The organism is Acidisoma cellulosilyticum (assembly GCF_020621385.1).
GTDB classification, from domain to species: Bacteria; Pseudomonadota; Alphaproteobacteria; order Acetobacterales; family Acetobacteraceae; genus Acidisoma; species Acidisoma cellulosilyticum.
The window spans coordinates 1-26481 of the sequence record NZ_JAESVA010000006.1; the positions used below are offsets into that span (position 1 = coordinate 1).

23 protein-coding genes and 1 pseudogene are annotated in these 26481 nt (G+C 59.8%); 1 reads left to right on the top strand and 23 read right to left on the bottom strand.

All coding sequences use genetic code 11. The features are described from left to right. Positions 1-176 precede the first annotated feature (176 nt). The 17 genes from ACELLULO517_RS17520 to ACELLULO517_RS17600 all read right to left on the bottom strand — a co-directional run bounded on the left by ACELLULO517_RS17520 (position 177) and on the right by ACELLULO517_RS17600 (position 18986). Complete coding sequence (locus tag ACELLULO517_RS17520) at positions 177-1430, bottom strand: acyl-CoA dehydrogenase family protein (protein ID WP_227308712.1); 1254 nt, start codon at positions 1428-1430, stop codon at positions 177-179. A gap of 22 nt (positions 1431-1452) precedes the next feature. After that, positions 1453-2454, bottom strand: coding sequence for a phosphotransferase family protein (locus ACELLULO517_RS17525; RefSeq protein WP_227308713.1), 1002 nt, complete (start codon positions 2452-2454; stop codon positions 1453-1455). 20 nt (positions 2455-2474) lie between these two features. After that, positions 2475-3245, bottom strand: a complete 771-nt coding sequence (locus ACELLULO517_RS17530) for an SDR family NAD(P)-dependent oxidoreductase (protein WP_227308714.1) — start codon at positions 3243-3245, stop codon at positions 2475-2477. Next, entirely contained in the window at positions 3242-3892 is a 651-nt protein-coding gene (locus ACELLULO517_RS17535; protein ID WP_227308715.1) for a CoA transferase subunit B, read from the bottom strand. Before ACELLULO517_RS17535 ends, ACELLULO517_RS17530 begins: the two co-directional genes overlap by 4 nt. Further along, positions 3892-4614 (bottom strand): CoA transferase subunit A, encoded by a 723-nt coding sequence (locus ACELLULO517_RS17540; protein WP_227308716.1) that lies wholly within the window; start codon positions 4612-4614, stop codon positions 3892-3894. The genes ACELLULO517_RS17535 and ACELLULO517_RS17540 overlap by 1 nt, the downstream gene beginning before the upstream one ends. Positions 4615-4675: 61 nt before the next feature. Continuing rightward, on the bottom strand, positions 4676-5689 hold the full coding sequence (locus ACELLULO517_RS17545) for an ABC transporter permease (RefSeq protein WP_227308717.1): 1014 nt from the start codon (positions 5687-5689) through the stop codon (positions 4676-4678). After that, positions 5646-7229 carry a sugar ABC transporter ATP-binding protein gene (locus ACELLULO517_RS17550; RefSeq protein ID WP_227308718.1) on the bottom strand — a complete coding sequence of 528 codons (1584 nt, stop codon included), beginning with the start codon at positions 7227-7229 and terminating at the stop codon, positions 5646-5648. The genes ACELLULO517_RS17545 and ACELLULO517_RS17550 overlap by 44 nt, the downstream gene beginning before the upstream one ends. Next, positions 7219-8478 (bottom strand): sugar ABC transporter substrate-binding protein, encoded by a 1260-nt coding sequence (locus ACELLULO517_RS17555; protein WP_227308719.1) that lies wholly within the window; start codon positions 8476-8478, stop codon positions 7219-7221. Before ACELLULO517_RS17555 ends, ACELLULO517_RS17550 begins: the two co-directional genes overlap by 11 nt. A gap of 150 nt (positions 8479-8628) precedes the next feature. After that, a complete protein-coding gene (locus ACELLULO517_RS17560) occupies positions 8629-9660 on the bottom strand; it encodes an aldo/keto reductase (RefSeq protein WP_227308720.1) in 1032 nt (343 codons plus the stop codon). An 81-nt stretch (positions 9661-9741) separates the two neighbouring features. Further along, positions 9742-10653, bottom strand: a complete 912-nt coding sequence (locus tag ACELLULO517_RS17565; RefSeq protein WP_227308721.1) for an alpha/beta hydrolase — start codon at positions 10651-10653, stop codon at positions 9742-9744. 66 nt (positions 10654-10719) lie between these two features. Continuing rightward, positions 10720-12756, bottom strand: a complete 2037-nt coding sequence (locus ACELLULO517_RS17570) for an alpha-ketoacid dehydrogenase subunit alpha/beta (protein ID WP_319796438.1) — start codon at positions 12754-12756, stop codon at positions 10720-10722. Beyond that, complete coding sequence (locus tag ACELLULO517_RS17575; protein WP_227308723.1) at positions 12753-13526, bottom strand: SDR family NAD(P)-dependent oxidoreductase; 774 nt, start codon at positions 13524-13526, stop codon at positions 12753-12755. Before ACELLULO517_RS17575 ends, ACELLULO517_RS17570 begins: the two co-directional genes overlap by 4 nt. Continuing rightward, complete coding sequence (locus tag ACELLULO517_RS17580) at positions 13523-14311, bottom strand: SDR family oxidoreductase (protein WP_227308724.1); 789 nt, start codon at positions 14309-14311, stop codon at positions 13523-13525. Before ACELLULO517_RS17580 ends, ACELLULO517_RS17575 begins: the two co-directional genes overlap by 4 nt. Before the next feature lie 19 nt (positions 14312-14330). Next, positions 14331-15311 carry an ABC transporter permease gene (locus ACELLULO517_RS17585; RefSeq protein WP_227308725.1) on the bottom strand — a complete coding sequence of 327 codons (981 nt, stop codon included), beginning with the start codon at positions 15309-15311 and terminating at the stop codon, positions 14331-14333. Further along, positions 15308-16303, bottom strand: a complete 996-nt coding sequence (locus ACELLULO517_RS17590) for an ABC transporter permease (protein WP_227308726.1) — start codon at positions 16301-16303, stop codon at positions 15308-15310. Before ACELLULO517_RS17590 ends, ACELLULO517_RS17585 begins: the two co-directional genes overlap by 4 nt. After that, the gene (locus tag ACELLULO517_RS17595; RefSeq protein ID WP_227308727.1) at positions 16296-17792 is read right to left on the bottom strand and encodes a sugar ABC transporter ATP-binding protein; all 1497 of its coding nucleotides are present in this window, start codon (positions 17790-17792) and stop codon (positions 16296-16298) included. Before ACELLULO517_RS17595 ends, ACELLULO517_RS17590 begins: the two co-directional genes overlap by 8 nt. A 36-nt stretch (positions 17793-17828) precedes the next feature. Continuing rightward, positions 17829-18986, bottom strand: coding sequence for a sugar ABC transporter substrate-binding protein (locus ACELLULO517_RS17600; protein ID WP_227308728.1), 1158 nt, complete (start codon positions 18984-18986; stop codon positions 17829-17831). A gap of 226 nt (positions 18987-19212) precedes the next feature. On the opposite strand from ACELLULO517_RS17600, the gene ACELLULO517_RS17605 reads away from it, so the two are divergent. Then, entirely contained in the window at positions 19213-20229 is a 1017-nt protein-coding gene (locus ACELLULO517_RS17605; protein WP_227308729.1) for a LacI family DNA-binding transcriptional regulator, read from the top strand. Positions 20230-20286: 57 nt separating this feature from the next. On the opposite strand, the pseudogene ACELLULO517_RS17610 reads toward ACELLULO517_RS17605, so the two are convergent. From ACELLULO517_RS17610 to ACELLULO517_RS17635, 6 genes and pseudogenes are all read right to left on the bottom strand, one after another. Then, positions 20287-20475: pseudogene (locus ACELLULO517_RS17610) on the bottom strand (3-hydroxyacyl-CoA dehydrogenase family protein); the annotation flags it as partial. Between the two features lie 48 nt (positions 20476-20523). Next, the gene (bktB, locus tag ACELLULO517_RS17615) at positions 20524-21714 is read right to left on the bottom strand and encodes a beta-ketothiolase BktB (protein ID WP_227308730.1); all 1191 of its coding nucleotides are present in this window, start codon (positions 21712-21714) and stop codon (positions 20524-20526) included. A gap of 68 nt (positions 21715-21782) precedes the next feature. Continuing rightward, positions 21783-22703, bottom strand: a complete 921-nt coding sequence (gene prpB, locus ACELLULO517_RS17620; protein WP_227308731.1) for a methylisocitrate lyase — start codon at positions 22701-22703, stop codon at positions 21783-21785. Positions 22704-22706: 3 nt separating this feature from the next. After that, positions 22707-23858, bottom strand: a complete 1152-nt coding sequence (gene prpC / locus ACELLULO517_RS17625) for a bifunctional 2-methylcitrate synthase/citrate synthase (RefSeq protein ID WP_227308732.1) — start codon at positions 23856-23858, stop codon at positions 22707-22709. A 57-nt stretch (positions 23859-23915) separates the two neighbouring features. Beyond that, positions 23916-25418 (bottom strand): MmgE/PrpD family protein, encoded by a 1503-nt coding sequence (locus ACELLULO517_RS17630; RefSeq protein WP_227308733.1) that lies wholly within the window; start codon positions 25416-25418, stop codon positions 23916-23918. Further along, a complete protein-coding gene (locus ACELLULO517_RS17635) occupies positions 25415-26113 on the bottom strand; it encodes a GntR family transcriptional regulator (RefSeq protein ID WP_227308734.1) in 699 nt (232 codons plus the stop codon). Before ACELLULO517_RS17635 ends, ACELLULO517_RS17630 begins: the two co-directional genes overlap by 4 nt. Positions 26114-26481 lie beyond the last annotated feature (368 nt).

Genomic DNA, 26481 nt, shown 5'->3' on the forward strand with positions numbered 1-26481 from the left:
TGCCGTCGCAACACGGTATGACAAACGAGACGACAACTTCCTCGCCTCTGTTCAGCTCGCCTCAATCCGCATCTGGCTGCGTCATAATGAGTCGGTGACCTAGCCTGCTCGCCCAAACACTTGCCAGACCAATCTCAACAATCGAGAGCGGCATCTCTCTCTCCTTGGATTATGCTTTATCTTTGGGAGGTCCTAAAGTGATGCGCATGTTGCGATGTGCTGAGCTTTGCTTTCGCGACCTCGTCACGTGACACGACCCGAAGATGAACTTCATCCGGCCCATCGATGAATCGCAGAGCCCGGCCCCAACTCCATAGAGAGGCCAGCGGCGTATCATTCGACAAACCCATCGCCCCGAACATCTGCATAGCCCGATCCAGGACACGCGTTTGCAACCTGGCGGCAACCACTTTGATGGCCGAAACGTCGACGCGCGCTGCCTGATTTCCGTCTGTATCCATACGCCATGCGGCCCGCAGACATAGCAACCGCGCTTGATCGATCTCGATGCGCGATAAAGCGATTTCATCCTGATTATTCGCGAAATCCGCCAATGCCCGCCCGAAGACCCGACGCTGCAATGCCCGATGACACATGAGCTCCAAGGCTAGCTCGCACTGGCCAATCGTCCGCATACAGTGATGGATGCGACCCGGCCCCAGTCTTGCCTGGGCAATTGCGAATCCTGCGTTTTCCTCGCCCAAAAGAGCATCGGCCGGAACGCGGACCTCCGTGAAACTCACCTCGCAATGACCGTCAATGGCATAATGGCTCATGATCGGTATATTACGCACAACGCGAACGCCGGGCGCATCCATCGGCACGATGATGAACGAATGCCGGCGATGCCGCGGGGCATCGGCATCGAAATTCGACACGCCCATGACGAGCAAAAAAGCGGCGTGAGGATGAAGCGCACCCGTATTGAACCATTTGCGCCCGTTGATGACATAACTGTCGCCGTCGCGGCGAATTTCAGTTTGCAGGTTGGTCGGATCCGAAGAAGCGACGTCGGGCTCGGTAATCGAAACAACGGAGCGGATCTCACCATTCAAAAGCGGGTTCAGCCATTGGCGACGCTGTTCCGGCGTTGCGAAGAGGTGCAAAATCTCCATATTGCCGGTATCGGGCGCGTTGCAGTTAAATACCTCCGCAGACCAAGGAACCGGGCCCATCAATTCCGCAATGGGCGCATATTCGAGATTCGACAGTCTCGTTCCTGGCTCGTCATCTTTCAATCCGGGTAAAAACAGATTCCATAAACCTTCGGAGCGGGCCTTCGCCTTAAGCGGCTCCACCACCTCAAGCGGGTAGGTACCGCGCTCAGCAAGCTCCAGCCAATGCTGGTTTGCGGGCAGGATCTCATGATCCATGAATGCAGAAACGCGCTGCCGAAGGTCCTCGACACGCTTGGAATAGGCAAAATCCATCTTATCCTCCCGCGGAATAAGCTCAGGCTTGATTGACGATATCCATAGCCCGTTTCGCGAAATGACGACCCAGGTGGCTGACCGCAGCAGCGTTGCGGCCTGCCGCTATGCCGGCACGCTCCCGGTCGGCAATGCCCACGAAAATCACCGCAAACCGAAACAGCGCGAAGGCAAGATGAAACTTGCCGAAGGCCCTGTCGGGAGTTCCCTGGGAGAAGTAATGCGCGACAAACGCCTCCTCGGTTGGAATGCCGAGCGCTGCCCTGTCGAGCCCAAGAATGCCGGCATATTCATCTGGCGCGGTATGCCAAGGCATGCAACAGAAGCCCAAATCAGCCAGCGGGTGGCCGAGTGTTGAAAGCTCCCAATCCAAGACGCCGACAACGCGCGGCTCCGTGGGATGGATGATCAAATTTCCCAATCGAAAGTCGCCATGAGCTATAGCGACGCGACCATCATCCGCGGGAAGATTGTCAGGAAGCCAGGTCACCAATGCATCTAGTTCGGGAATATTGTCAGTCGGAGATTCCGTCCATTGGCGCGACCAACGGGCGATCTGCCGCTGAAAGTAATTGCCCGGGCGGCCAAAATCGCTCAATCCCAAATCGTCGGGGTTAAGCGCATGCAGCGCCGCGAGCGTTTCCGCCATGCTCAGATAAATCGCCCGACGCTCGTCAGGCTCCAAGCCTGGCAATGCGCTGTCGTGAAAGACCCGTCCCGATAGCCGTTCCATCACGTAGAATGGCGTACCGATGATATCATCATCTGGGTGGTACAGTATGGCGGCGGGCACAGGGACGGCCGTGTGCTTTAGGGCCGATAAGACACGAAATTCCCGATCGATCGCATGGGCCGATGGCAGGATCGACCCTTCCGGCTTTTTTCGAAGCACCAATTCCCTGTCGCCGAAACTCAGGAAATAGGTTGGGTTGGACTGTCCGCCTTCAATTTTCTCAAGCGACATGGCCCCGGTCAGACCCAGCTTTTCGCCAAGAAAGGCAAGCAATCTATCCGTCTTGATCATAGGGTCCGCATGACCTGTCATTACAAAGAACTCACTAAATGGCCGCCATCGACGGTGATCGTCGATCCCGTCATGAAGCGGGACGCGGCGCTTGCCAGAAGCAGCAAGGGTCCGTCGAGGTCTTCCAAGTTGCCGAGCCGACGTTGCGGAATACGCGCAATCATGGCGCGTCCCGCGTCGCTTTCGAAAAATGCTCTGTTGAGGTCCGTCGCAATATAGCCGGGTGCCAGGGCATTCACACGAATGTGGAATCGCGCAAGTTCCAGCGCCATCGCTTGGGTCAGCTGCACAAGCCCGGCTTTAGAGACCGCATAGGCCGAGACATGGCCCGCAACCCGGAAACCAAGGATCGACGCAACGTTGACGATTGTTCCCTCTGTGCCCGCTGCTTTGGCGGCACGCGCGAAACTGCGGGAGACGAGCCAGGCGCCTTTGAGATTCGTGTCCAGCACGCGATCCCAATCCTCCTCCTCAAGATCTAACGCGCCGGCAGACACAGCAATTCCGGAATTATTGATCAGTATCGATATGGGGCCGACCGCCGCTACGGCCTGTGACAAGGCCTCCTCGACAGACTGCGCATTGGTGACATCCATGACCGTCGCCGTTGCGTGATAGCCCTGGCCGCGCAGTTCCGTCACGGCTTGCTCAAGGACTTCCAAACGCCGCCCCGTCAACACCACGTTCGCGCCGGCACGGGCGAGTACCTCTGCGAAATGCCGCCCGAGCCCGCCGGACGCCCCCGTGACGAGCGCGCTTTGGCCAGCCAGATGAAAGATATCACTGCTCATCGGGATTCCAAATTCACGTCAAAACGCGCCGTCGTTTTACGTTGAATTTCTTCCAGTGCGACGCCCGGCGCACATTCGATCAAGGATAACGGTCCTCCACGCTCCAAAAACTGGAACACGGCCAGGTCAGTAATGATCAGATCCACCACGGCGCGCCCTGTCAGCGGCAGGGTACAATGCTTGATCAGCTTCGGGGCGCCTGATTTCTCGACATGGTCCATCAGGATGGTCACGCGCTTGACGCCCGCCACCAAGTCCATTGCCCCGCCCATGCCTTTTACCATTTTTCCGGGGACCATCCAATTGGCGAGGTCACCGCGCTCGGATACCTGCATAGCGCCCAGAATGGACAAATCCATATGTCCGCCACGGATCATGGCGAAACTATCCGCGCTTGATACATAGCTCGTCGTCGGGATTTCAGTGACCGTCTGCTTTCCCGCGTTGATGATATCCGGGTCGACATCCTCCAGATAGGGAAATGGCCCCATGCCCAGCATGCCGTTTTCACTTTGAAGTGTGACCGTCAGCCCAGGGGCAATCCAATTCGCAACAAGCGTGGGAATGCCGATGCCAAGATTTACGTAATAGCCGTCTCCAATCTCACGAGCAGCCCTTTGTGCCATTTCATCCCTTGTCCAAGGCATCAGCCGACACCTTCCAGAATCGGGCGCGGCCGTGTGGTCACACGTTCGATCCGCTTCTCATAGGCCATTCCTTGGACAATGCGATCGACATAAATGCCTGGCGTGTGGATATGATCCGGATCAAGCATCCCAGGATCAGTGATCTCTTCAACCTCCGCGATGGTCACAGCACCGGCTGTCGCCATCATGGGATTGAAGTTGCGTGCGGTCTTTCTATAAACAAGATTGCCTTCGGTGTCGCTCTTCCAGGCCTTCACAATGGATAGATCCGCGGTCAGTGCGGTTTCCATCACATAATCCTGGCCCTTAAAGCTCCGCACCTCCTTGCCGTCCGCCACGATGGTGCCGACCCCGGTCTTAGTGAAAAAGGCCGGGATCCCAGCTCCGCCGGCCCTGATGCGCTCTGCCAACGTGCCTTGCGGGTTGAATTCCAACTCAAGCTTGCCCGCGAGATAAAGCTGTTCGAAGAGTTTGTTTTCTCCGACATAGGAGCTGATCATCTTCCTAATCTGCCCACCCGCGAGAAGTATGCCCAGACCGAAGTCATCAACGCCGCAGTTGTTCGAAATGACGGTAAGATCGCGGACACCACTGCGTCGGATCGCCTCTATCAAGGTTTCTGGAATACCGCAGAGGCCGAACCCGCCGGCCATCAGGGTCATGCCGTCCCACAACAAGCCTTCCGTCGCGGCATTCGCATCCGTAAAGGTTTTCTGCCGCATGACGCCTCCTTCCTCTATCCTATGCATCGGCAAAGCCGATGCGTTTCAATGTCGAAGACCGTTATTTTATAAAGAGATATTTCGACCGATCGATCGTCAGCGACACCGCCAATATAATCACAATCCCCTTGACGATATCCTGCGTAAACGAATTCACCTGCGTGACGTCCATGCCATTGGTGAGGATCGCGATCACCAGCACACCAAGGAACGTGCGGTGGGGACCGCCAACGCCACCCGATAGCGCTGTTCCCCCCATCACGACAGCGGCGATGGCGTTGAGCAGAAGCCCGCTGCCGGCGGTCGGCGTTCCGGCGCCCACCTGACCGGTGAGCATGACGCCGGCCAGGCCGCAAACGCCGCCCGAAATGACAAAAGCGACAATCTTATAAAATGTGACGGGCACGCCGGCATTGGACGCGACGATTTCACCGCCGCCAAGCGCATAAAGATAACGCCCAAGCCTTGTGCGGAACGCGATCAATGTGAAGATGACTGTCGTCAGGACCGCAAACCAAATGACATTCGGAACATGCAGGAAAAGCGAGCCATTCATCATATTTGGAAGAATCTGGTTTTCAAAAATGATCGACTGACCCTGCGAGATCTGGTTGGCGATACCGGACAGAATCGACAGCATGCCGAGCGTGACAAGGAACGACGGAACGCGAAGCTGCGTGACAATAACACCGTTGATCAAACCAACGACCGCGCCCGTGACCACGGCAACGGCCATGCTACCCACGATGCCGAGCGCATCGACTGTCAGCGCCGACAAGATCCCCGTCAAAGTCACCAGCGCGCCAATGGAAAGATCAATCGATCCGATCAGGATGATCACGGTCTCCGCCAAAGAGACCATCAACAGCACCGAGGACTGCCGACCGATATTCCCGGCATTTTCGTAGGACAGAAACAGCGGATTAACGATGGAAAAATAGGCGATCAGGATCGCGATCGCGACGATAGACGGACCGAAGGATCGGATCTGCCCGGACGGCATCCTGCTGATGATGGTTCTCATTTTACCTCTAGAGCATTGCGGGGAGGATATCGATCTCCCGCGGCTTGGCATCCTTGGGTGCATCGATGAGTGCTGAACACTGCCCATTGCGCATCACCAGAATCCTATTCGAAAGCCCAATCAACTCGGCGAGATTGTCCGATACCAGAAGGATGGCAGCACCCGCTGCCGCCATCTCGCGCATCAGGGCGTATAGATCTTCCTTCGCCCCGACATCGAGACCACGGGCCGGATCATCCAGCACGAGGATCCTGACCCCGCGCGCGAGCCATTTTCCAAAGACAACCTTCTGTTGGTTTCCACCGGACAGCGTACGACACAGGGCCTTGCCATTGCTTGGCCGAACGCGAAGGCGCCCAATCCACTGCTTCGTCAGGTTACGGCTCAACGACGGTGATAGAAACCAAGGAATCGCATGCTTGATGAGGCTCATGTTTGGCAGGGTCAGATTGTTCTCAATCGTGTCCGTGCCGATGATTCCGCCAATAGTGCGCTCCGCCGGCACATAGCCGATGCCGAGGTCTATGGCCTGCCGCCTGGCGCCCGGCTTCAGCGGCGTTCCATATAAGGTGAGCATACCCTTATCCTGTTGCTCCACGCCCGCCACAAGCTTTGCCAACATCGACTTGCCCGAGCCGAGGACACCGGCGACGCCCAAAATCTCACCGGCCCGAAGATCGAACGAGACGTCTTGCACCTGGGACGATTTGCTAAGCCCGGCGGCCGAGACCGCGATCTCGGCCTCAGGCTCTCGCTGGCTGCCTTCGTGGTAGAAAAATGCGTTGCGCTCTCGCCCCACTATAGACTGGTGCAGCAAAGCCTCATCAACCTCGTCAATCCCACGCTGCAAAACGAGGCAACCATCCTTGAGCGCAACAACCTCTTCACAAATAGCAAAGACGTCGCGTAGGCGATGCGACACCAGCACAAAAGAGCCCTTTTTTCGCCAGCGTCTTATGCCGTCGAACAGCTTCGCTGCCTCGCTGTCCGACAGCGCGCTCGTCGGCTCATCGAGCAGTATGACGGGCTCCACCGGATAAATCCGCGCGACGGCGAAGGCTTTCGCAATCTCGACCAATTGGCGCTGACCGAAGGACAAATTGCCGGTCAAGGCGCGCGGGCTCACGTCAATCTCAAGTTCATCGAGAACCGCCTTAGCCTCGGCGATCATCCGCGGCTGGTGCAGCACCCCGCCCAGGCTAAACGTCTTTTCACGCCCCAAGAATATATTTTCGTAAACCGGAATCGTCGCGATCAGCCCCTGTTCCTGAAACACGGTCGCCACACCCAGCCGCGCGGCCTCGGAGGGATGGCCGAACCGCACGGGCTTGCCATTGATAGCGACCGTGCCTTCGTCGGGTCTGACCGTGCCATTGACGATCGACAGCAAGGTTGATTTCCCTGCCCCGTTCTCCCCCACCAAACCCAGCATGCCGAATCGCTTAAGGGTGAAACTGACGGAGGTCAGCGCCTTCGTACCGGGATAGGACTTGCTGACGCCCCGCAGTTCCAAAGCCAGGCTTGATGGTGCCGTGCTAGCAGGCATCGACGTCGCGCGCACGGCACTTGATGGCGTGGCGCTAACCACCATGAAAGGGCCCGGTCTTATAGCGTTCGGCATAAAGCTGCGTTGTCGCCGCAAGTTCCGCCGCCCAGCCGGAAGATTTATAGGCCGCGTTGAGCCGCGCCTCGTTCGGCATACCCGCCCAATGAACCACCGGGTCAATCGGCGTCACCTTGTTCTGCGGATCCCAATCGTTCGGGTGCAGGCTGCGGCTCATCCTCAGCCAATCGAAAGGCAGCTTGGCGCTGGCATAGATCTTCTGATTGATACTCTCCGCATTTTCCACTGTTGCGGTCAGCGACCCTGTATAGATCAGACGCTCAGGCAGACTTGGCTTCCATCCCGAGTAGGCATCGAACAGAAGCACCGCCGCAAAACCTGCCTGATAGGGCGGAAGGGATGTATTTGTCGCGACAAACTGCCCACCTTTCGCCACTTCGGCTAGTCCCTCCGGCAGGCCGTCGATGCCGGCGACCTTGACGGACGTGAGATTGCGCTCCTTCAAGACACTGAGAACGCCGAGCGCCATGGAGTCATTCTGCGCGAAGACGCCCTTCATGTCGGGATAGGCGGTCACCATGCTCAGCATGACACTCCGCGCCTTCTCGCGAACCCAATCCGCACGCAGGCCGCCAACAATCTTGATGCCCGGGAACTCGCCGGCAGCCTTCATCATGCCGGCCGTTCGCGCGTCATCGGTCGGCGTGGCAAGGCCTTTGATATGGACGACGGTGCCTTCCCCGCCGATCGATTTGAATAGAACCTTCGCAACCTCATAGCCGGCTTGCACCGAATTCGAGGTGTTATAGGAGACGAAGTAGTCTCCCACATCGGGCGGCGTGAACCATGCCGGGATTTCCCAGATCGTCGTATAGTAAACGCTGTTCTGCTGACATATCCGCGCGACCATCGGAACTTCGCCGGCGGCGACCACGGTGTTGATCAGCATGCTGACGCTCTGAATAGGCAAGCCTCGCACCTGGCTCAACTCACGCGCGGCGTCATTGTCGTGCAGCAATTCTACTTCGCCAATCTGCAGCTCTTCGCAGGTTGCATGGAACCCTTTGGCAAAGGCCGCCCAGTAATCATTGGCAAGCGTCGCGAATTGCGCGGCGATTTTTCCCTTCGCCGCCGCTTGTGCACGGGACGCGAATTCTATGCCAGCCGCCCCTGTGGGTATCGCGATACCGGCAGCAGCAGCGAGTTTGATAAACACCCGGCGAGTCTGCGGGTTCTTAAGTCGAAAGGCAGCGGCAATAATCTCTTCTTCAGACATGATTCTCTCCCATAAGCCTCTTACCGTGAGAACATCTTGGCGAGGCATTTTTTCTATAAGAAGGCGAGCATCGATGCGGCGATCATTCTACGTGATGGTCTGAACCTCCTGCTGGTCTCCGAGGATTTAAGCGATCTGTCGTGCTTGTCGTTAGACTGCGGCGCTGGCTGGCGTGGGCGCATCCGGTCTGATCAGATCGGATTGGCGTAGGGCATCCCAGAATTCTGCCGGTATGCCCTGGGACAATAGTGCGATATTCTCTTTCATATGTTTTGCGCTGCGCGTCCCCGCAAGCACCGTGGGAATAGCCGGATGGGCCAGCACGAATTGCAAAGCTGCCGCCTTCAGAGACACCGAAAATTCCCTGCAGATGGACTCGATCTTAGCGACGCGATCGATAATCGGTTGTGGTGCGGGACCGTAATTATAGTATGCGCCCGCTATCGCGCCTGTACCAAGAATGCCGCTATTGTAGCAGCCGCCAAGAACAATCGCGACGTTACGTTCCACGCAGAGTGGCAGAAAGCTGTCTAATGCATCCTGCTCCAGAAGCGTGTAACGGCCTGCAAGCAGAAAGCAGTCGAAATCCGCCTCTTCCAGCGCCTTCTGGCAGGCCTGCCATTCGTTCATACCGACGCCGATCGCTTTGAGTACGCCCTCCTCCCGAAGGCGGTGCAATGCTTTATAGGCACCTTCCATGGCCTGTCGAAAAACGACCGGCTGCTGCTCCGGCCCATGGGTGAATACATCGATATCGTGTATGAAAGCGATGTCGATATATTCAAGAGCTAGCCGCTGCAGGCTGTCCTCGACCGAACGCATGACGCCGTCATAGCTGTAGTCATAGCTGACCTGGAAGGGAAGAGGATCAACCCAGAAAGGAGAAATGACCTCCTCGCGCCGGGCCGGCACCAGCATGCGCCCGACCTTCGTCGACAGAATATAGTCGTGGCGGTTCCGCAGACGCAGGGCCTCGCCCGTCCGGTGTTCAGCAAGACCATGGCCGTACATGGGTGCGGTATCAAAATATCTTATTCCCGCATTCCATGCTTCGTCAAAGACCGCCTGCGAGTCTGCCTCGGTCACAACCCGGAACTGGTTGCCGAGCGGCGCCGTGCCCAGCCCCAAGGCAGTGACACTTAAAGGCAGGCGGCCGAACCTTCGACTAGTACTCGCGTCCATGACGCGTCTCCCTCACAAGGTCAGTCGTTTCGTTTCAATCGATCCGTTGGCGCCACAGTCATGCGGCGGCGCCTGATGCTATTATAATGTCTCGACGAACCACTCGGTTGCCAATGCCGCCGCTTTCTCGACCTTGGACTTATCCGAATAGAGCGTCATGTGAGAGGTATGCGCTATGACATGCAGCTTCTTGCGGACACTCGGGATGGCATTGAAGGCGCCGATCTCAAGATCCCACAGAGTAAGGTCGTCGCCTTCCGCCACGATCATCAAAGTCGGCGTATTGTAGATACGCTTTACGAAAGGCCCGACATCATAGTTCATGAGCAGATCAACGGATTCGACGGTGCTTTTATTCTGGTAGAGGGGCGCTTCCTTCGCCTTGATGGCAAGAAACGTCCGGACCGTCTCCGGGAATGGCCAGGACGAGACTTCGGCCTCTGCGTTTTCAGTGGCATGCGGCATGTAAAGCCGCTCGCCTGGCTGCTCATACCGCAAACGGCGATCATCCAAAATCATCGCCCATAGACGACGAAATTCCATCGTTCCATGTGCGCGGCGCATATTCTCGTAGCCGTCGATGACGGGGATCTGACTGACGATGGTTTTCACGCGCGGATCGGTCGCCGCCAGAACCAGGGCATGACCGCCGGAATATGAGATGCCCCAGACCCCGATGCGGTCGGGATCGACTGCTTCATGGCGCTCCAGGAAGGAGATCGCGTTCTGATAATCGCGAATCTGCGCCCAGGGGTCGAGATGCTGGCGGTTGTCACCATCACTGACCCCAAGGTTGCGATAATCAAAGATCAGAGCATTGATACCGGCCTTTGCGAAAGCCTCCGCATAGGTTGGCATGACAATCTCACGCACATAGCACCAGCCGCCGGCCAAAACGACCGTGGGCCGCCGTCCGCCGCCATCCGCCTTATAGAGCCAGGCCCGGCAGGTATCGCCCTCGGACTTAAACTCGACATCCAATCTTTCGACCATTTTAACTTGTCCTCGTCAATTTCAATCGATTGCATCCCAAGGCAAATTGGGCTTGGGACAGGAAATTCACGGCCGTCCGCCTTCGCAGGCACGCCGCACGGCAGCGATGACGTCCTGTGCATTTGGTATCATCAGGCGTTCGAGCTCGGCATTGTACGGCATCGGAACGCCACGCATGCCGATCCGTTCGACCGGCGCATCCAAATAGTCGAATGCCTCCTCCATGATGAGCGCCGAAATCTCGGCACCGAAGCCATAGGTCTTCCAGGCTTCATGAACGACGACACAGCGACTGGTTTTGCGCACCGAGGCCAGAATGGTCTCGGTATCGAGTGGCCGCAAGGTTCGTGGATCGATCACCTCCGCCTCGATACCCTCCGCTGCAAGATCCCGTGCGGCTGACAACGCGACATCCACCATGGCCATTGTCGCGACGATGGTGATATCGGAGCCTGAGCGTTTTATGGCGGCTTTGCCGATCGGCACGATATAGTTCGCCTCTGGCACCGCGCTCTGGCTATTCACATAAAGCAGCTTGTGCTCCAGGAAGATCACCGGGTTGTCATCCCTGACCGCAGCAGCCAGCAGGCCCTTGGCGTCATAGGGATCTGATGGCGCGAGGACGACCAGGCCCGGGATATGCGCAAACCAGACTTCCAATGATTGCGAATGCTGAGCGCCAAGCCTGATGCCGCCGCCCTGCGGTCCCCTTACCACCAAAGGCATAGGCACCGCACCACCCAGCATGAAGCGAAGCTTGGCAGCCTGATTGACGATTCCGTCCATCATATGTGTCACGAAGTCGAAAAATTGCAGCTCGACAATGGGACGAAGCCCCGTCAGAGCCGCGCCCACGGCCGCGTTGATGATGGCGTTCTCGGAGATCGGTGTATCACGCACCCGGTTGCGTCCATGCCGCTCCTGCAACCCTTTTGAACAGCCGAACAGGCCCCCGATCTTGCCGACATCCTCGCCCAGAAGCACGACGCGGGAATCGCGCGCCAGTTCCTGATCCATGGCCTCCCGGATGGCCTCGACATAGAAAAGCCGCCGCTCGCCTCTCTCGGGCTCTATGGCCCCTGCATGGGGGGAGGAGACCGCCGCCGCAAGACTATCCTCGGCAGGCTCCTGTGCTGCCTGAGCGACCTCTATCGCGGCCAGGATTTCGTCATCAGCCTCCATCTGCAAAGCGGCGAGACGCTCCTGCCCCACCTGCCGATCCGCCAGAACCTGACCCAGGCGTCTGATCGCATCGCCCTCCGTCCGCGCGTATTGCTCCTCCGCCTCGGGCCGATATCGCGGCAGATTCGTCCGCATGGAGTGGTCGCCCCAACGATAGGTCATCGCTTCGATGAGACTGGGTCCCTCACCGGCGCGGGCCCGGGCGACCGCCACTGCGGTGCGGGACTCGACGGCCAGCACGTCATTCCCGTCGATGGTTTCACCAGGGATACCATATGCCGCGGCGCGCTGCGAAATCTGCGGAACGGCCGAGGCCTCCGCAACACCGAGTGACAAGCCATAGCCGTTATTCTCACACAGAAATACAATGGGTAGGCGCCACAAGGCCGCCAGGTTCATTGCCTCATGGAACAGACCCTCGTTTGCAGCACCATCGCCAAAAAAGGCGATGCAGACCTGGCCACTCTCCAATACCTGGGCTGCCAAAGCGGCCCCGGTGCCGATCCCGATCCCGGCCCCCACGATGCCGTTCGCGCCTAGAACGCCGCGATCGAGTGCGGCAATATGCATGGAGCCGCCCAGGCCATGCCCGTAACCGGTTTCACGGCCAAGCAATTCCGCCATCATGCGTGTTGTGTCGGCACCTTTGGCAATACAATGGCCATGGCCGCGATGATGGGTGACAATCGTATCGCCCGGCGCCAAAGCCGCACAGGCGCCGACCGCAATTGCCTCCTGCCCGACGCAGGAATGCGCCGTGCCCTTGACGATGCCTTTTTTGAACAGCTCCATCGTCCGCTCTTCGAACCTGCGGATCCGCCAAAGGTCCCGATATCGGGTTTCCAAAACGGCGGTGGTCGCAGGGTCGCTTCTTGACGCCGCGGCATCGATGAGCGTTGGAACGGCGTTCATGTGCTTCATGTGAATAGACAACCGCCATTCACATCCAGGGTCGTGCCGGTGAGATAGGAGCTCTCGGGTCCCGAGAGAAAGGCGACGGCCGCCGCGATTTCCGCCGGCTCTGCGGCCCGACGCAGCGGGATCTTGTCCCATTCCGTTTTCTTCATCGCCTCGAAGCTTACGCCCCGGTTGTCAGCCTCCTCCTGCAAGGCCGAGAGATGCATGCGCGTCGCCACATTTCCCGGTGCGACGGAGTTCACGCGAATACCATCATCCGCAAGCTCCGCCGCCGCACTCTGCGTCAGCGAGATCAGCGCGGCCTTTGACGCGCAATAGGCAGAGAACAAGCCATGGCCGCTTCGCCCGTACCAGCTAGAGATCGTCACAATCGTGCCGCCGCCGGCAACCCGCAGCAGCGGCACAAATCGCTGCATCATCAACACGTTTGCGCGGACATTGATGCCCATGACACGATCCCACTCCGCCATATCCAGCGTCTCGACGGGACCCACTTCCTGCAATGTGCCCGCGATAAGGCCCAAGGCCTTCAAGGGCGCGCCGATACCGTGCAAGGCAGCCTCGACCGGCGCAAGCGCCTCGGCTCGGGTGATATCGGCCGCGACCCCCACCACCTTGCCCGCGGCGCCTGCATCGATGTCTGCCGCCACCGCAGTCACGGAATCCGCGACATCGACCAGGACCAGCGACCAGCCATCGCGCGCAAAGCGCTCTGCCGTTGCCCTGCCAATGCCGCCCGCGGCACCTGTCAGGATCGCGACACGCGCGCTCATTGCAGCACCATCCCGCCATCGATGACCAGGACCTGGCCCGTCATGTAATCGGATTGCTCCGACCAGAGGAACTTCACCGTGCCCACGACATCCTTGGGATCAGCGACCCTGCCGAGCAGGATCTGATTGGCCATCGATCCCATCGCCTCGCCAGGCGCGGTGCTCGCCCCCATCGCATAAAGATCCTTATCCAACTGTTCCCACAGGGGTGTCGCGACGACGCCAGGTGCGAAGGCGTTCACCGTTATTCCCTTGGACGCCAGCGCTCTTGCGGCAGATTGCGTAAGGCTGATGACAGCCGCCTTGCTGACGCAATAGGGCGCGAAGTCCGGAAAGCCCGTGCGGCCCGCGATCGAGGCGGTATTGATGATTTTACCTTTCGTGCCGGCCGCGATCATCGCCTTGCCCGCTTCCTGAATGCCGATCAGAACACCCAAGGCATTGACCTCTAAAATGCCACGCCAAGTCTTTTCCGTTATGTCCAGAAAAGGCTCAGGCTTGTTGTATCCGGCATTATTGATCATCACCTTCAGGCTGCCGAAGCGCTTCACGCAGACGCCGATCGCATCCTGAATACTGGCCCGGTCGGTCACATCCACCTTGGCGAAGACGGCCGCTCCGCCGCCTGCCTGTGTCAATGCCTCGGCCGTTGCCTGGCCTGTCGTCTCATCGACATCCGCGATAACGACGCCGTACCCGTCGGCCACCAGACCGGCCGCGATCTGCCGGCCAATGCCACGTGCCGCACCGGTGACGATGGCGCCCCCCTTGCCTTCGCTTGTCATGACCTTCTCCTAACCTTGTTCATGTCCGTAGGGGCCTTCCCAGCACCCGCCATCGCGCAGCGGTCTTCATGCCCCGGCGCGTGCCAAGCGCGTCGTCCAACAGCAGCATCGCCAGCAGAATGCAGCCGGTCGCGATGCTCTCCACGGAACTCTGCATGCCGAGGAGCGCCGCAGCGGCCGCGATGATGCGTACGATCAGGCTGCCAAGAAGGACATTGATGATGCTTCCTCGGCCGCCCTCCAGCGACACGCCGCCCACCACTGCGGCGGTGACACCGTCAAGCAGGAAGCTGTCGAGGCCGGTGCCCGATGCCGAGCCGGATCGCAGGGCCGCGAGGATACCCGCCGTCGCCGCCAGCATCGCAGAGCCCGCGAAGGCGACCATATAAACCTTGGTCGTATTGACCCCCGAACCGCGGGCACGCTCAAGATTGCCGCCGACTGCATAGAGCGACAAGCCAAGGCGGGTGCAGCGCATGCCGAGACCAAGCGCCAGGATCAGGACCAGCCCTATGATTCCCAGAACCGTCGTCGGCCCGACCCGCGCCACCAGCCCGTCCGAGACCCAGAGCAGACCGTCCGCCAGAACCGCCGGGCTCTGCGGCACCAGGATGAGGGCCAGACCGCGCAACCCGATCAGCATGCAAACCGTAAGGACGAGCGAACTCACCCCCGTTCGCGCGATAATCCAACCGATGCCGCATCCGTAAAGCCCGGCCACCACCAGCGCCACGACGATACCGAGCACCAGCGAATAAGGCCCAAGCAATAGCGCAATGATAGCGGAGACCGCAGCGACGGAGGCCACGGCGGCATCCAGCTGACCTGCAACCATGGTCAGCATCAGGCCGGCCGCCAGCAGACCGATCAGCGCGACATTCTCCACGATGGAGGCCAACGTCGCCATCGTCGCAAAACCATCGACCTCGATAGCGCAAATGACGATGAGCAGGATGCTCAACCCCAGGCGGAGGCCGAGGCCCTTGTCCAGGCGGCTCATCGGCTGCGCCTCCGCATGACCGTCATCGCGAGCAATACAGCCGCCGCCAGACCACCTTTGAGAAGCAAGCGGACACCGGCATCAAGGCCGAGGAGCAGCATAATGTTCGACAGCATGGTCAGGATCAGCGCACCAACGCCCGCGCGCCAAAGCTGCCCTTCACCCCCCTGAATGGCAATGCCACCGACAAGGATCGCCGCAACCACATCGATCGTCAGGCCATCGAACATATTGCTGCTGGCTTGAGAGACCTGGCCGACCACCAGCATGCCCACCAGGGCGGAAGCGAGGGCGGCGGAAATATAGGCGATGATGACAAGGCGACTGATCGGGATACCGATCAACTCCGCCGCCTTGGGATTGGCGCCACACAGCACGATCTGCCGCCCGAGCCGCGTATGCGACAGAAACACGGTCCCGATCGCGAGCAGGATGACGAAGACAACCGCCTGGTTAGGCACACCCCAACTGGTGCCGCCGCCCAACCACGCCAACGGGTTGTGGCGCAGTGTAATGGTCCGGTTGTTGGACAGCAGCACGACGGCGCCGAACAGCGCGGAACCGAAGGCGAGCGTGGTGACGATCGGGTTAAGGCCCCGGGCAACGAGATAGCCCTGCACCGCGCCGATGATGACGGCCACGATCAAAGTCGCGGCAACCGCAACCGCAACCGGCTGCCCGATACTCAAGACTGCCGTAAAGACATAGGCCGCGGTGACGGCCTGCTGCTCGATCGCGAGGCTCACGAATTTCCCGACGATCGTAATGGCCGCGGCGCCGATCGCGGCAATCCCGGTGATGGCCGAGGCCTGGACGACGGCGATAAGATTGGGGCCGCTGGCAAAGCCTGGAATTGCCACCGCGGCGATGACGAAAATGAGGGCGATGGGCGCAATGGGCGCAAGGCTCTGTAATGAGACCGCGACGGAGCCTCGCCCCTTGGACTGGGCGCTCTGGCTGGCCGTGGTCCGCACGCCGCTTAAATCAACCATTGCAGCTACCATGGGTGATCCAGGTTGCCAGCTTGTCGCGCGTCAAGGCGCTCGCCGGCAGCGTCTCCACCTGACGGCGATTGTGAAAGATCATCACCCTTTCGCCGAAACCCAGAACCTCGTCGAGATCGGTGCTGGCGAAGAGGACAGAAAGACCTTGATCCGCGAGGCTGCGGATAACCCGATAGACCTCCGCGCGTGCGCCGACATCCACGCCGCGCGTTGGCTCTTCAACCAACAACAACTGGGGGTCGTTCGACAGCCACTTGCCGATAGACACCTTCTGCGCATTGCCGCCTGACAGCGCCCGCACCGCTCTGTCGCGGTAAGCGAGGGAGATCGTCATCCGGTCGGCCAGCCTGTCCGTGCTGCGCCGCAGACGCTGCCCGTTCGCGCTACCCCATAATCCGGATGCCGCCAGGGCGGGTGCGCTCATTGTCTCCCATACCGGACGGTCCGGAAAGAAGCCGTCGAGTTGGCGATCGGCGGAGCAGTAAGCCACGCCCGCGGAGCAACGTTCCCGATGATTGCGGGGAGAATAGGCTTTACCTTGTAGTCGCATTGTGCCGGCCGTCATCGCTGTCACGCCTGCCACCGCGCGCAGCGGCTCCACAAAACCACTCCCGATTTGCCCGGCGGTCGCGACAATTTCACCAGGCTTCAAATCAAGATCGACAGATCCCAACAAGCCCGCCGTGCGCAGCCCGGTGAGGACAAGATTGGACGCGGATGAGCCGTCAGGCTCGGCCCGATTTCCGACCGCAGGATAAAGCTCGTTGAGTTCACGGCCGACCATCGCGTAGATCACACGGGCGATGCTGGTATCGGCAGTGGCGAAGCGATCCGCCACCTGACCGTTGCGGAGAACGACCGCCTGCTCGCAGATCTCCTCCAATTCGTTCAGCCGGTGGGTGATATAGAGGACGACCTTGCCTTCGGCCGCAAGCCGCCGCACGGCCTGATGCACGAGCGCGATGTCACGATCCCCCAGGGCCGCCGTCGGCTCATCAAGGACCAGAACTTGCGCGTCCTGCGCCAGCATGCGTGCAATCTCGACCAGCTGTCTTTCGCCGACCGACAGGCTGCCGGTCGGGCGCCCGACATCGACGTCACCAAGGCCGAGACGATCCAGATAGGCCCGGCACGCGCTGGCCGCCTTAGCCCGCCGCAACAGGGCCGAGGGCGCCGTCAGCATGAAGTTCTCGGTGATCGACAGATTAGGGAGAACGCTGATCTCCTGCTGAACGACGGCCACGCCTGACTTGCTGGCGCGGTCCGGCGTTGATGTATCGATGATATGACCGTCCAGCGCTATCTTGCCTTCCGTCGGCACCACCAATCCCGACAGGATCTTGACCAGGGTGGACTTGCCGGCGCCATTTTCTCCCAGCAGCGCCGTCACCTTGCCACGCTCTGCCGAGAAACTTACCCCGGACAAGGCAGCGACTGCCCCATAGGATTTAGAGAGTTCAAGAATTTCCAGCATCATTGCCTGTCCCCTCCCCTGGTCCCTGCACAAAGCTGTTCAGTAGACGCAGTGATCGACGAAGGTCTGTCCCCAAAGCTTGAAATTCGCCAGCACCTTCGGCGCGTCTGCCGCATTCGTGCCGACCACGACTGGCGGATTCGGAATGATGTTCACCTCGCTGGGCGGCTCGGTGAATTGCGGACGCGCATCGACGGTTGCAGGCGCAATATACGTGCCGGGCAGAATCTTGTCACCGTGCGCGAAATAGCGCGCCACGACATTGACCGCGAACCAGCCTTCAAGCCCGGCGGCCTGCACGCCCGTCGCGAATTCCTTGGCCGACTTGATCGCCGAAATATCCGCGATGCAGGTCGCACTGACCAGATAGACATTCTTGCCGGGCTTCAGCCCCGCTTCCTCAAGCGCCTGCACGGCGCCGGTGACCGGACCATCCGACATGCCATAGACAAAATCGATACCTTGTCCACGAATGCGCGGAATGAGTTGGCTCATCGCCTTGTAGCCGCTCGCATTGTCGAAGCCACCATATTCGGTTGCGATGACATGGAACGGTTTGCCCTTCGTCGCGTCCATAAAGCCGCGTTCACGATCATCACCGGCCGAGTAGCCCGGAATGAACTTCAGAATGACAAGATTGCCGCCAGGGCTCGACAACTTGTTCCCCGCCGCGACAAAGGCCGCCCGTGCTGCTTCAGCGTTCTGGCCGGCAATCTGTCCATTGAAGAAATCATCGACCCCCGCATAGGCTTTGACATATTTCTTGGCTGCGGGTTGCACGGCCTGGTTCGCCTGAAACACCGGCACGCCGGTGCGGCTAAGGCGCCGCAGTGAAGCGATACCGGCGCGCGCGTCGGCCGGCCACCAAATATAAGCCGCAGGCTGATGAGGCAGCGCAATACGTTGTTCGGTCTGCGAATCCTGCTCGGTCTGATCGAAGTTATTTTCGATCACCGTTAGCTTGTAGTCATCCTCTTTCGCGCTTGCCTCGGCGCCTCTGATCCATTGCGCGAGATAGGCATTGCTGCGGCTTGGCATAAGGACAACGATTTCCTTGCCGCCCCCCGACAAAGGCAGATCCGCAGCCCAGGCCGGCCCCGCCGCAAGGGCCAAAATGCTCAAAGAAAGAAGGTAGCGCCGTGAGCGCTTCACAATTCGTCTGGTCGCATTCTGCGCCGTAATCGACGACTGGTTCATCGTCCCGCGTCCTTTTTTTTGCAAGATAGGCTCGCCGGCCGGATGATGTCAATCGATTGCATTCGATCCTGCACCATGCTTTTGTCGCTCTCAAATAGGTGGGCATCCGGACGTTTGGACGGAATCCCTTGAAAGGCGGAAGCTGGGTGATGGCCGGTCGAGCAGAGGATCCCTGTCCGAGCAAATTTTTGCCCGGCGCATGGTAGCGACAATGAAACGCGTCAATATGCGTGCTCTTGCCGATAGTATCGGCGTTGATCGCGCGACGATTTCGCGCGCTCTCAGCACGGACAAAGCGCATCTGGTGGCACCCGCCACGCGTGACCTCATTCGCGCCGCCGCCGCCGCCGCCGGCTACCGCGCGGACCTCATGGCCGCGACATTGCGGCGCGGTCGTTCCGATACAGTTGGCATCCTGGTATCGGATATGATGAACGAAGTACTCGTTCGCGTGATGCGCGAGATTGTCACCGACCTCAATCGCGATCAGACGAGAGGGCAGGAATTGACGCCGCTGATTGCGGAAACCGGCGACGGTTCGGGGCATATCGGGCATTTTCTGCGAACATTCTTAAGCCGGCGCGTCGATGCGATTATCTGCCTGAGCGCCACCGAAGACGATGCTGAGGCGTTGCAGGCGGCCGCGCGGGAGGTTCCGGTCGTCTTAGCGGTGCGCAGCATCTCGGCCATCGATCTGCCTTCCGCGACATGCGATGATGGGGCCGGCGGTGCCTTGGTTGCGCGGCATTTCCTCGCTCATCATCATCGTGTCGTCTGCCAAATTCAGGGACCCCAAACCGCCACCACCTTCCGCAACCGCGCGGCCGGCTTCAGCGTCGTTTGCCGTGAGGCCGGCGTGCGCGAACTCTCTATCGGCACCAGCGCGCGCGCCGCGATATCTTCGGAAGGGCGCGCCGTCGCCGAGGCCATTCTGGCAACGCCCGATCGCCCAACAGCTGTTTTCGCACATAATGACAGCATGGCGCTCGGCTTTATCGAAGCAATGCGTCATCAAGGCCTTGCCTATCCAGATGATATTGCGATCGTCGGCTTCAACAATACGGAGTTGTCGCGTGTCCTTGCCCGACCGATGAGCACTGTGGAATACCCCGTCGCGAAGGTCAGCGGGCATGCGGCCGACCTGGTCCGGGCTTTGATCAAGAACCGGGAATTCAGTTGGGAATCGAAAAGCTTCGATCCGCAACTTGTCGATCGCGGTACCGGGGTGAAGCGCCCGGCATAAGACCTGCTGCCGCTGTTTGCGACGACCAATTTATGCAGCGTACTTCCTGCCCTTGTTCTAGCGCGGCGTCTTCGGGGCGTCTCCGTTGTGGTCGTAGAGTCCTCGATTCGTCTTGCGCCCCAGCCAACCGGTCTCTGCGTATTTCACCAAGAAAGGGCAAGGGCGATATTTGCTATCGCCCAATCCTTGATGAAGCACCCACATCACTGAAAGGCAGCTGGCCAGGCCTATGAAATCTGCAAACTCAAAAAGCCCATAGGCTGGTCGGCGTCGCGGTCATCGCACTCTCCCCGGTCAAGTCCTGGGCCGCTCTATGATCATGGCGATGCCCTGGCCGCCGCCGATGCACATCGTAATCAACCCGTAGCGACCCTCGATACGCTGCAATTCATAGAGCGCCTTGACGAGCAGAATTGCGCCGGTCGCACCGATAGGATGGCCGAGCGCAATCGCCCCCCCGTTCGGATTCGTCTTCGCAGCAGGAAAGCCGAGTTCGTCGGCGACTGCACAGGCCTGCGCGGCGAAAGCCTCGTTAGACTCAATGATATCCATATCGTCCAAGCTGAGGCCCGCGCGTTTCAGCACTTTGCGCACGGCAGTGATCGGCCCTAACCCCATCACTTTCGCATCGACCCCGGCATGGGCATAGGCAAGCATGCGCCCCATCACCTGGCATCCAGCTTGGCGCGCCGCCTCTTTGTCCATCAGGACAAGAGCTGCAGCGCCGTCGTTCAGCCCCGAGGCGTTTGCAGCCGTGACGCTTCCGGCTTTGTCAAAGACCGGTTTCAGTTTTGCCAAGCCGGGAAGATCAATATCCGAGCGGACATGCTCATCAACCGCGAAGGAGACAGCATCTTTCCTGGACTTGACCTCGACCGCCACGATCTGCTCGCGGAAGCGCCCCTCCGCGATAGCCGCGGCGGCCCGACGATGGCTTTCCGCGGCGTACTGGTCCTGCACCTCGCGGCTGACACCACATTGCTTGGCAACATTCTCGGCCGTTACGCCCATATGGCCATGTCCGAAAGGGTCCGTTAGCGCGCCCAAAACCATGTCGACGGCCGTGGCACTGCCCATCTTCACGCCCCACCTTGCGCCATCAAGCAAATACCCGCCACGGCTCATGCTTTCAGCACCGCCAGCGACGGCGCAATCCACGTCACCGAGCAAGATCGCCTGGCTTGCGGACACCACCGCCTGCAAGCCGGAGCCGCAGAGGCGGTTCAACGTCAGGCAGGGAACCTCGTCCGGCAAGCCCGCGTCGATCGCCGCGACACGCGACAAATAAGCGTCGCGCGGCTCCGTGTGAATGACATTCCCGAAGACGACATGCTCGACATCGGAAGGGCGGATCGCCGCCCTACTCACCGCTTCTCGAATGCAAAGACTGGCGAGCGCCGTTGGTGGCACGTCCTTCAGTGACCGGCCGAAACCGCCGATGGCCGTGCGCACAGCAGATACAAAGACAACCTCTCGATTGCTCATGGCTATTCCGTTTCGAACCTAAGGGGTTACGGCCAACCGTAAATCCGGCTGTGCTGGACCGGTCAGAATCATTGCTGCGGCATCGCGGTCGGGATGACGGTCTGGACGATGGACGCGTCCAGCGCCTCGTAAGCGTGCAGCCCGATCGTCTCATACAACTCAGCACGGGTCTGCATGCGATCGATCATCGCATGGGTGCCGCCGTCGCGGGCAAGCGCCGCATAAAGCTCGGCCTGGGCCTTGTTCGCGACACGCAGGCTGCTGACCGGCCAGATCACCATCCGGTAGCCCATGGCTGCGAATTCATCGGCCGTGAAAAAGGGCGTGCGGCCGAATTCCGTCATATTGGCAAGCAGCGTCACGCCTGGCATGCGACGGGCGAATTCCTCGAACATCGCCCGCGTCGTCAGCGCTTCCGGGAAAATGGCATCCGCCCCTGCTTCGATATAGAGCTTTGCCCGCGCAACCGCGCCGTCCATCCCCTCGGCGGCTGCCGCATCGGTCCGCGCGATGATGAACAGATGCCGCCGCGCCTTTGCCGCCGCCGCCACCTTGGCCGCCATGTCATGCGGGTCCGCCAACTTCTTGTCGTTCAGATGCCCGCATTTCTTGGGCAGAAGCTGATCTTCCAGATGCACGGCCGCCGCCCCGGCATCCTCGAATGCACGGACCATATGCATGACGTTCAGCGCCTCGCCGTAGCCGGTATCGCCGTCCACCAGAAGCGGTAAGGTCGATGCCCGCACAATTTGGCGAATGAAGAAGGAAACCTCATCGACGGTGATCATGCCAAGATCGGGAATGCCCATCGACGCCGTCATCGCGGCACCCGAGAGATAAAGTGCCACGAAACCGGCCGCCTTCGCCTGAAGCGCCGCCATGCCGTTATGGGCGCCGGGCAGGCGCAGAATGCCCGGGCCCGCCAGCAGCTTGCGGAAACGCGCGCCAGCCGGCTCGGCAGGCCAGTCCGTCCCGATCAGATAGGTCATGGGTCAGGTTCCCCGATCGGCCAGCGGCAAGAAAGGAAGATCCTCCGGCCCGGTATAATTGGCAGAAGGCCTGATGATCCGTCCATCCTGCCGCTGCTCGATGACATGGGCAGACCAGCCGGCCGTGCGGGCAATGACGAATAGCGGCGTGAACATCGCCGTCGGCACGCCCATCAGATGATAGCTCACGGCGCTGAACCAATCGAGATTGGGGAACATGCGCTTCGCATCCATCATCACGCTCTCGATGCGCTCAGCGATTTCGAACATCTTTCGCGACCTTACCTCGTTCGCGAGGTCGGATGCGACGGTTTTGATGACGATATTGCGCGGATCGGCCGTGGTATAGACCGGATGACCGAAGCCGATGATGACTTCGCGCGCTTCGATTCGACGACGGATATCTGCTTCCGCCTCATCCACTGACGCATAGCGTTTCTGGATGTCGAAAGCGACTTCATTGGCACCGCCATGTTTCGGGCCGCGCAGCGCGCCGACCCCCGCCGTGATCGCGCTGTAAAGATCGGAGCCGGTGCCAGCGACGATCCTGGCAGCGAAGGTCGAGGCATTGAACTCATGCTCGGCATAGAGGTTGAGCGAGGTATCCATCGCCCGCACCCAGCTTTCGGTTGGCGCTTTACCGTGCAGAAGATGCAGGAAATGCCCGGCTATCCCCACATCATCCGTCTCGGTCTCGATGCGTCTGCCGTTCTGGGCGAAGTGATACCAATAGAGCAGGATCGATCCCAGACAGGCGATCAGCCTGTCGGCGATATCGCGCGCCCCCTCCGCATCATGGCCCGCGGATTCCGGCAAAAGCGAGCCGAGGACTGAGACACCGGTGCGCATGACGTCCATCGGATGCGCGGCGGGCGGAATGGTTTCCAGAACCGTCTTCAACGCTGCCGGCAGACCACGCAAACTGCGCAGTTTCGCGACGTAGCCGCGCAGTTCGTCCTCGGTCGGCAGGCTGCCGTGGATGAGGAGATAGGCAATTTCCTCGAAGGTGCAACGGGGCGCGATATCGAGAATATCGTAGCCCCGGTAATGCAGATCGTTGCCCGTACGCCCCACGGTGCAAAGGGCGGTATTGCCGGCAACGACACCGGAAAGCGCCACCGACTTCTTTGGCTTTTGTTGTATTGTCTCGCTCATGCTGGTTCCCCAAAGGCAGGATGTTCTTTTTCTTCAGAAAAAGAAGAATCGACTTGCTTAAAAAATGCCTCTGGTTTCTCCCACCCCAAGCGCTCCCTTCGGCAGCGCCAGCGTGAGTTCCGGCAATTCATGAGCCTTGAGCGAGGGAAGACTTTCAGCGACCTGCAGAAAGCGGGAAACTTCCGCACTATCCAGCACGCCCTCGGTCAGCGTGCGGAATTTCCGGATATAGTCGGGCCGCGCCCAGGGCGTCGCGCCCAGGCTATGGGCATTGGCGACCGCCAACTCATCGGCAATCACACGGCCGTCCTTCATCCGGATCTCGATGCGCCCGCCGAAGGCTTTCAAGGCCGGATCTTCCGCGTGATAGCGCGTCGTCCAGTCTGGGTCTTCCACCGTGCTGATCTTGCGCCACAGCGCCACCGTATCCGGCCGCTGCGCGCGCTCCGGCAGGTAGGATCGCACATGATGCCAAGCGCCATCCTGCAGGGCGACGGCCACGATATACATGATGGAGTGGTCAAGCGTTTCGCGGCTGGCGGTCGGGTCGAATTTCTGCGGGTCGTTCGATCCCGTGCCGATGACGTAATGCGTGTGATGACTGGTGCTGATCAGGATGCTCTCGACATCCTCCCACTGATCGACCTTCCTGCCCATGCGGAAGGCAAGATCGATCAAGGCCTGACTTTGATACTCGGCCGAATGTTCCTTGGTATAGGTATCGAGAATCGCGCGTTTCGGCTCGCTCGCCCCCGGCAGCGGCACAAGATAATGGGCAGCCTTGCCGTCCAGCATCCAGGCGATGACGCTGTCCTCGCCTTCATAGATCGGGCTCGGTGCGCCTTCGCCGCGCATAGCGCGGTCCACCGCCTCCACCGCCAGTTTGCCGGCATGACTGGGCGCGAAGGCCTTCCAGGAGCTGATCTCGCCCTTGCGGCTTTGTCGCGTCGCCGTCGTCACATGCAGCGCCTGCTGCACGGATTGATAGATCACCTCTGTCGGCAGGCCGAGCAGCGTGCCGATGCCGGCGGCGGCCGAAGGTCCCAGATGGGCGACATGGTCGATCTTGTGCTTGTGCAGGCAAATCGCCCGCACCAGATTGACCTGGATTTCATATCCGGTCGCGAGGCCTCGCAGCAGGGCCCGGCCATCCGCGCCGCATTGCTGCGCGACCGCCAGAATAGGCGGGATATTATCGCCGGGGTGACTGTAATCGGCCGCCAGAAAGGTGTCGTGGTAGTCGAGTTCCCTGACCGCCGTGCCATTCGCCCAGGCCGCCCATTCGGCATGCACGCGCATATCGGGGCCGAGGCCGAAAACCGTCGCGCCACCGGGTCGCGCATGTGCCAATGCCTGATCGCGTGCCGAGGTAACCGGGTGGCGGTTGATCGCCGCCATAGCGACGGATGCGTTGTCGATGACCCGATTGATGATCATCTCGGCAACAGCGGGCTCAACCTCGACCGCGTCGGCGGCAACCTCGGCGATTTTCCACGCGAGCTGACCCGCCCGCGGCAGGCGCTCAGATTCCGGGTACACTCGAACGTCATGGGTGATCATGATGCGATTTCTACTTGTGTTGCTATACTGCCGAGAATGCTGCGAAGTGCGGATGCGACATGCCGTCTCATGAGGATTTCGGCGAAATTGCCGTCCCCTTCGGCAAGCGCCTCGATCAATTGGTGATGCTCACTCAAGGCGCGCCGGGCGCGACCGGGAACACGGCTATGCTGACGTCTGACAAGGCGGATGAGATTGTAATACTCATTGCATAAAATCTGCGCGAGCGTCGCATTGCCGCTGCACTTTATAATGTAAAAATGGAAATCTTCATCGGCTATACCTTGGCGATAGATGTCGTCATCTATGGCGTCCAGCACCTCTTCATGCCGCTGCAACAGAGCGCGTAAATGGTTAATATCCGAGGCGTTCATATGCGACGCAGCTTGCCGCGCAGCGACGCCTTCCAGAACTTCCCGGATGGTAAAAAGCTCCACAATTCGCGCGGGCGTTAGAACGGTGACACGAGCGCTGGATCGCGGTGATCGTGTCAGGAGCTTACGTTCCTCCAATCGGCGCAAGGCTTCCCGAAGCGGGGCACGGCTCACACCAAATCGGGCGGCCAGCGCCGCCTCTTGAATTTTTGATCCGGCAGCGAGATCGCCGCTCACGATCGCCTCGCTCAGCTGCTCAAAAATACGATGTGCAGCCGTCGCGTCCGCATCCTCGAAATCGTTTGCCAGCACTTTCAGCATTGGCGGCTTCTCCCTGAGAAGGGGCTACTACCAGGGAGAGTGTCTGTCAATATTGTCGACAAAAAGATGGCCGATTTCGAAGACTGGGCCGATTTTTTGCCCTATAATCGCTTATATTGTCGACAGTTTACCCATGGGGGCAGACCTGGCCTTGCCCTCGCCCGCCCGGACGATATTGCCGGCGGTCTGGTCGCCCACCCGACACCGAAGCTTGACATCTATAGCTAAGCCGGCGCCGAAGGGGTTTGGTCGAAGTCCTATACCGATGGCACGGCCAATAGCGGCTATGGCAATCCCAATATCGCCGCCATGGGTCTTTGAACGATTTCGGCAGGCTCAATGCCGCTGACGAAGGACGGCCGGCCTGA

Coding starts and splice junctions, on each gene's coding strand:
- ACELLULO517_RS17520 (WP_227308712.1), bottom strand. CDS start 1,430: ATGGATTTTGCCTATTCCAAGCGTGTCGAGGACCTTCGGCAGCGCGTT.
- ACELLULO517_RS17525 (WP_227308713.1), bottom strand. CDS start 2,454: ATGATCAAGACGGATAGATTGCTTGCCTTTCTTGGCGAAAAGCTGGGT.
- ACELLULO517_RS17530 (WP_227308714.1), bottom strand. CDS start 3,245: ATGAGCAGTGATATCTTTCATCTGGCTGGCCAAAGCGCGCTCGTCACG.
- ACELLULO517_RS17535 (WP_227308715.1), bottom strand. CDS start 3,892: ATGCCTTGGACAAGGGATGAAATGGCACAAAGGGCTGCTCGTGAGATT.
- ACELLULO517_RS17540 (WP_227308716.1), bottom strand. CDS start 4,614: ATGCGGCAGAAAACCTTTACGGATGCGAATGCCGCGACGGAAGGCTTG.
- ACELLULO517_RS17545 (WP_227308717.1), bottom strand. CDS start 5,689: ATGCCAAGCCGCGGGAGATCGATATCCTCCCCGCAATGCTCTAGAGGT.
- ACELLULO517_RS17550 (WP_227308718.1), bottom strand. CDS start 7,229: ATGGTGGTTAGCGCCACGCCATCAAGTGCCGTGCGCGCGACGTCGATG.
- ACELLULO517_RS17555 (WP_227308719.1), bottom strand. CDS start 8,478: ATGTCTGAAGAAGAGATTATTGCCGCTGCCTTTCGACTTAAGAACCCG.
- ACELLULO517_RS17560 (WP_227308720.1), bottom strand. CDS start 9,660: ATGGACGCGAGTACTAGTCGAAGGTTCGGCCGCCTGCCTTTAAGTGTC.
- ACELLULO517_RS17565 (WP_227308721.1), bottom strand. CDS start 10,653: ATGGTCGAAAGATTGGATGTCGAGTTTAAGTCCGAGGGCGATACCTGC.
- ACELLULO517_RS17570 (WP_319796438.1), bottom strand. CDS start 12,756: ATGAAGCACATGAACGCCGTTCCAACGCTCATCGATGCCGCGGCGTCA.
- ACELLULO517_RS17575 (WP_227308723.1), bottom strand. CDS start 13,526: ATGAGCGCGCGTGTCGCGATCCTGACAGGTGCCGCGGGCGGCATTGGC.
- ACELLULO517_RS17580 (WP_227308724.1), bottom strand. CDS start 14,311: ATGACAAGCGAAGGCAAGGGGGGCGCCATCGTCACCGGTGCGGCACGT.
- ACELLULO517_RS17585 (WP_227308725.1), bottom strand. CDS start 15,311: ATGAGCCGCCTGGACAAGGGCCTCGGCCTCCGCCTGGGGTTGAGCATC.
- ACELLULO517_RS17590 (WP_227308726.1), bottom strand. CDS start 16,303: ATGGTTGATTTAAGCGGCGTGCGGACCACGGCCAGCCAGAGCGCCCAG.
- ACELLULO517_RS17595 (WP_227308727.1), bottom strand. CDS start 17,792: ATGATGCTGGAAATTCTTGAACTCTCTAAATCCTATGGGGCAGTCGCT.
- ACELLULO517_RS17600 (WP_227308728.1), bottom strand. CDS start 18,986: ATGAACCAGTCGTCGATTACGGCGCAGAATGCGACCAGACGAATTGTG.
- ACELLULO517_RS17605 (WP_227308729.1), top strand. CDS start 19,213: ATGCGTGCTCTTGCCGATAGTATCGGCGTTGATCGCGCGACGATTTCG.
- bktB (WP_227308730.1), bottom strand. CDS start 21,714: ATGAGCAATCGAGAGGTTGTCTTTGTATCTGCTGTGCGCACGGCCATC.
- prpB (WP_227308731.1), bottom strand. CDS start 22,703: ATGACCTATCTGATCGGGACGGACTGGCCTGCCGAGCCGGCTGGCGCG.
- prpC (WP_227308732.1), bottom strand. CDS start 23,858: ATGAGCGAGACAATACAACAAAAGCCAAAGAAGTCGGTGGCGCTTTCC.
- ACELLULO517_RS17630 (WP_227308733.1), bottom strand. CDS start 25,418: ATGATCACCCATGACGTTCGAGTGTACCCGGAATCTGAGCGCCTGCCG.
- ACELLULO517_RS17635 (WP_227308734.1), bottom strand. CDS start 26,113: ATGCTGAAAGTGCTGGCAAACGATTTCGAGGATGCGGACGCGACGGCT.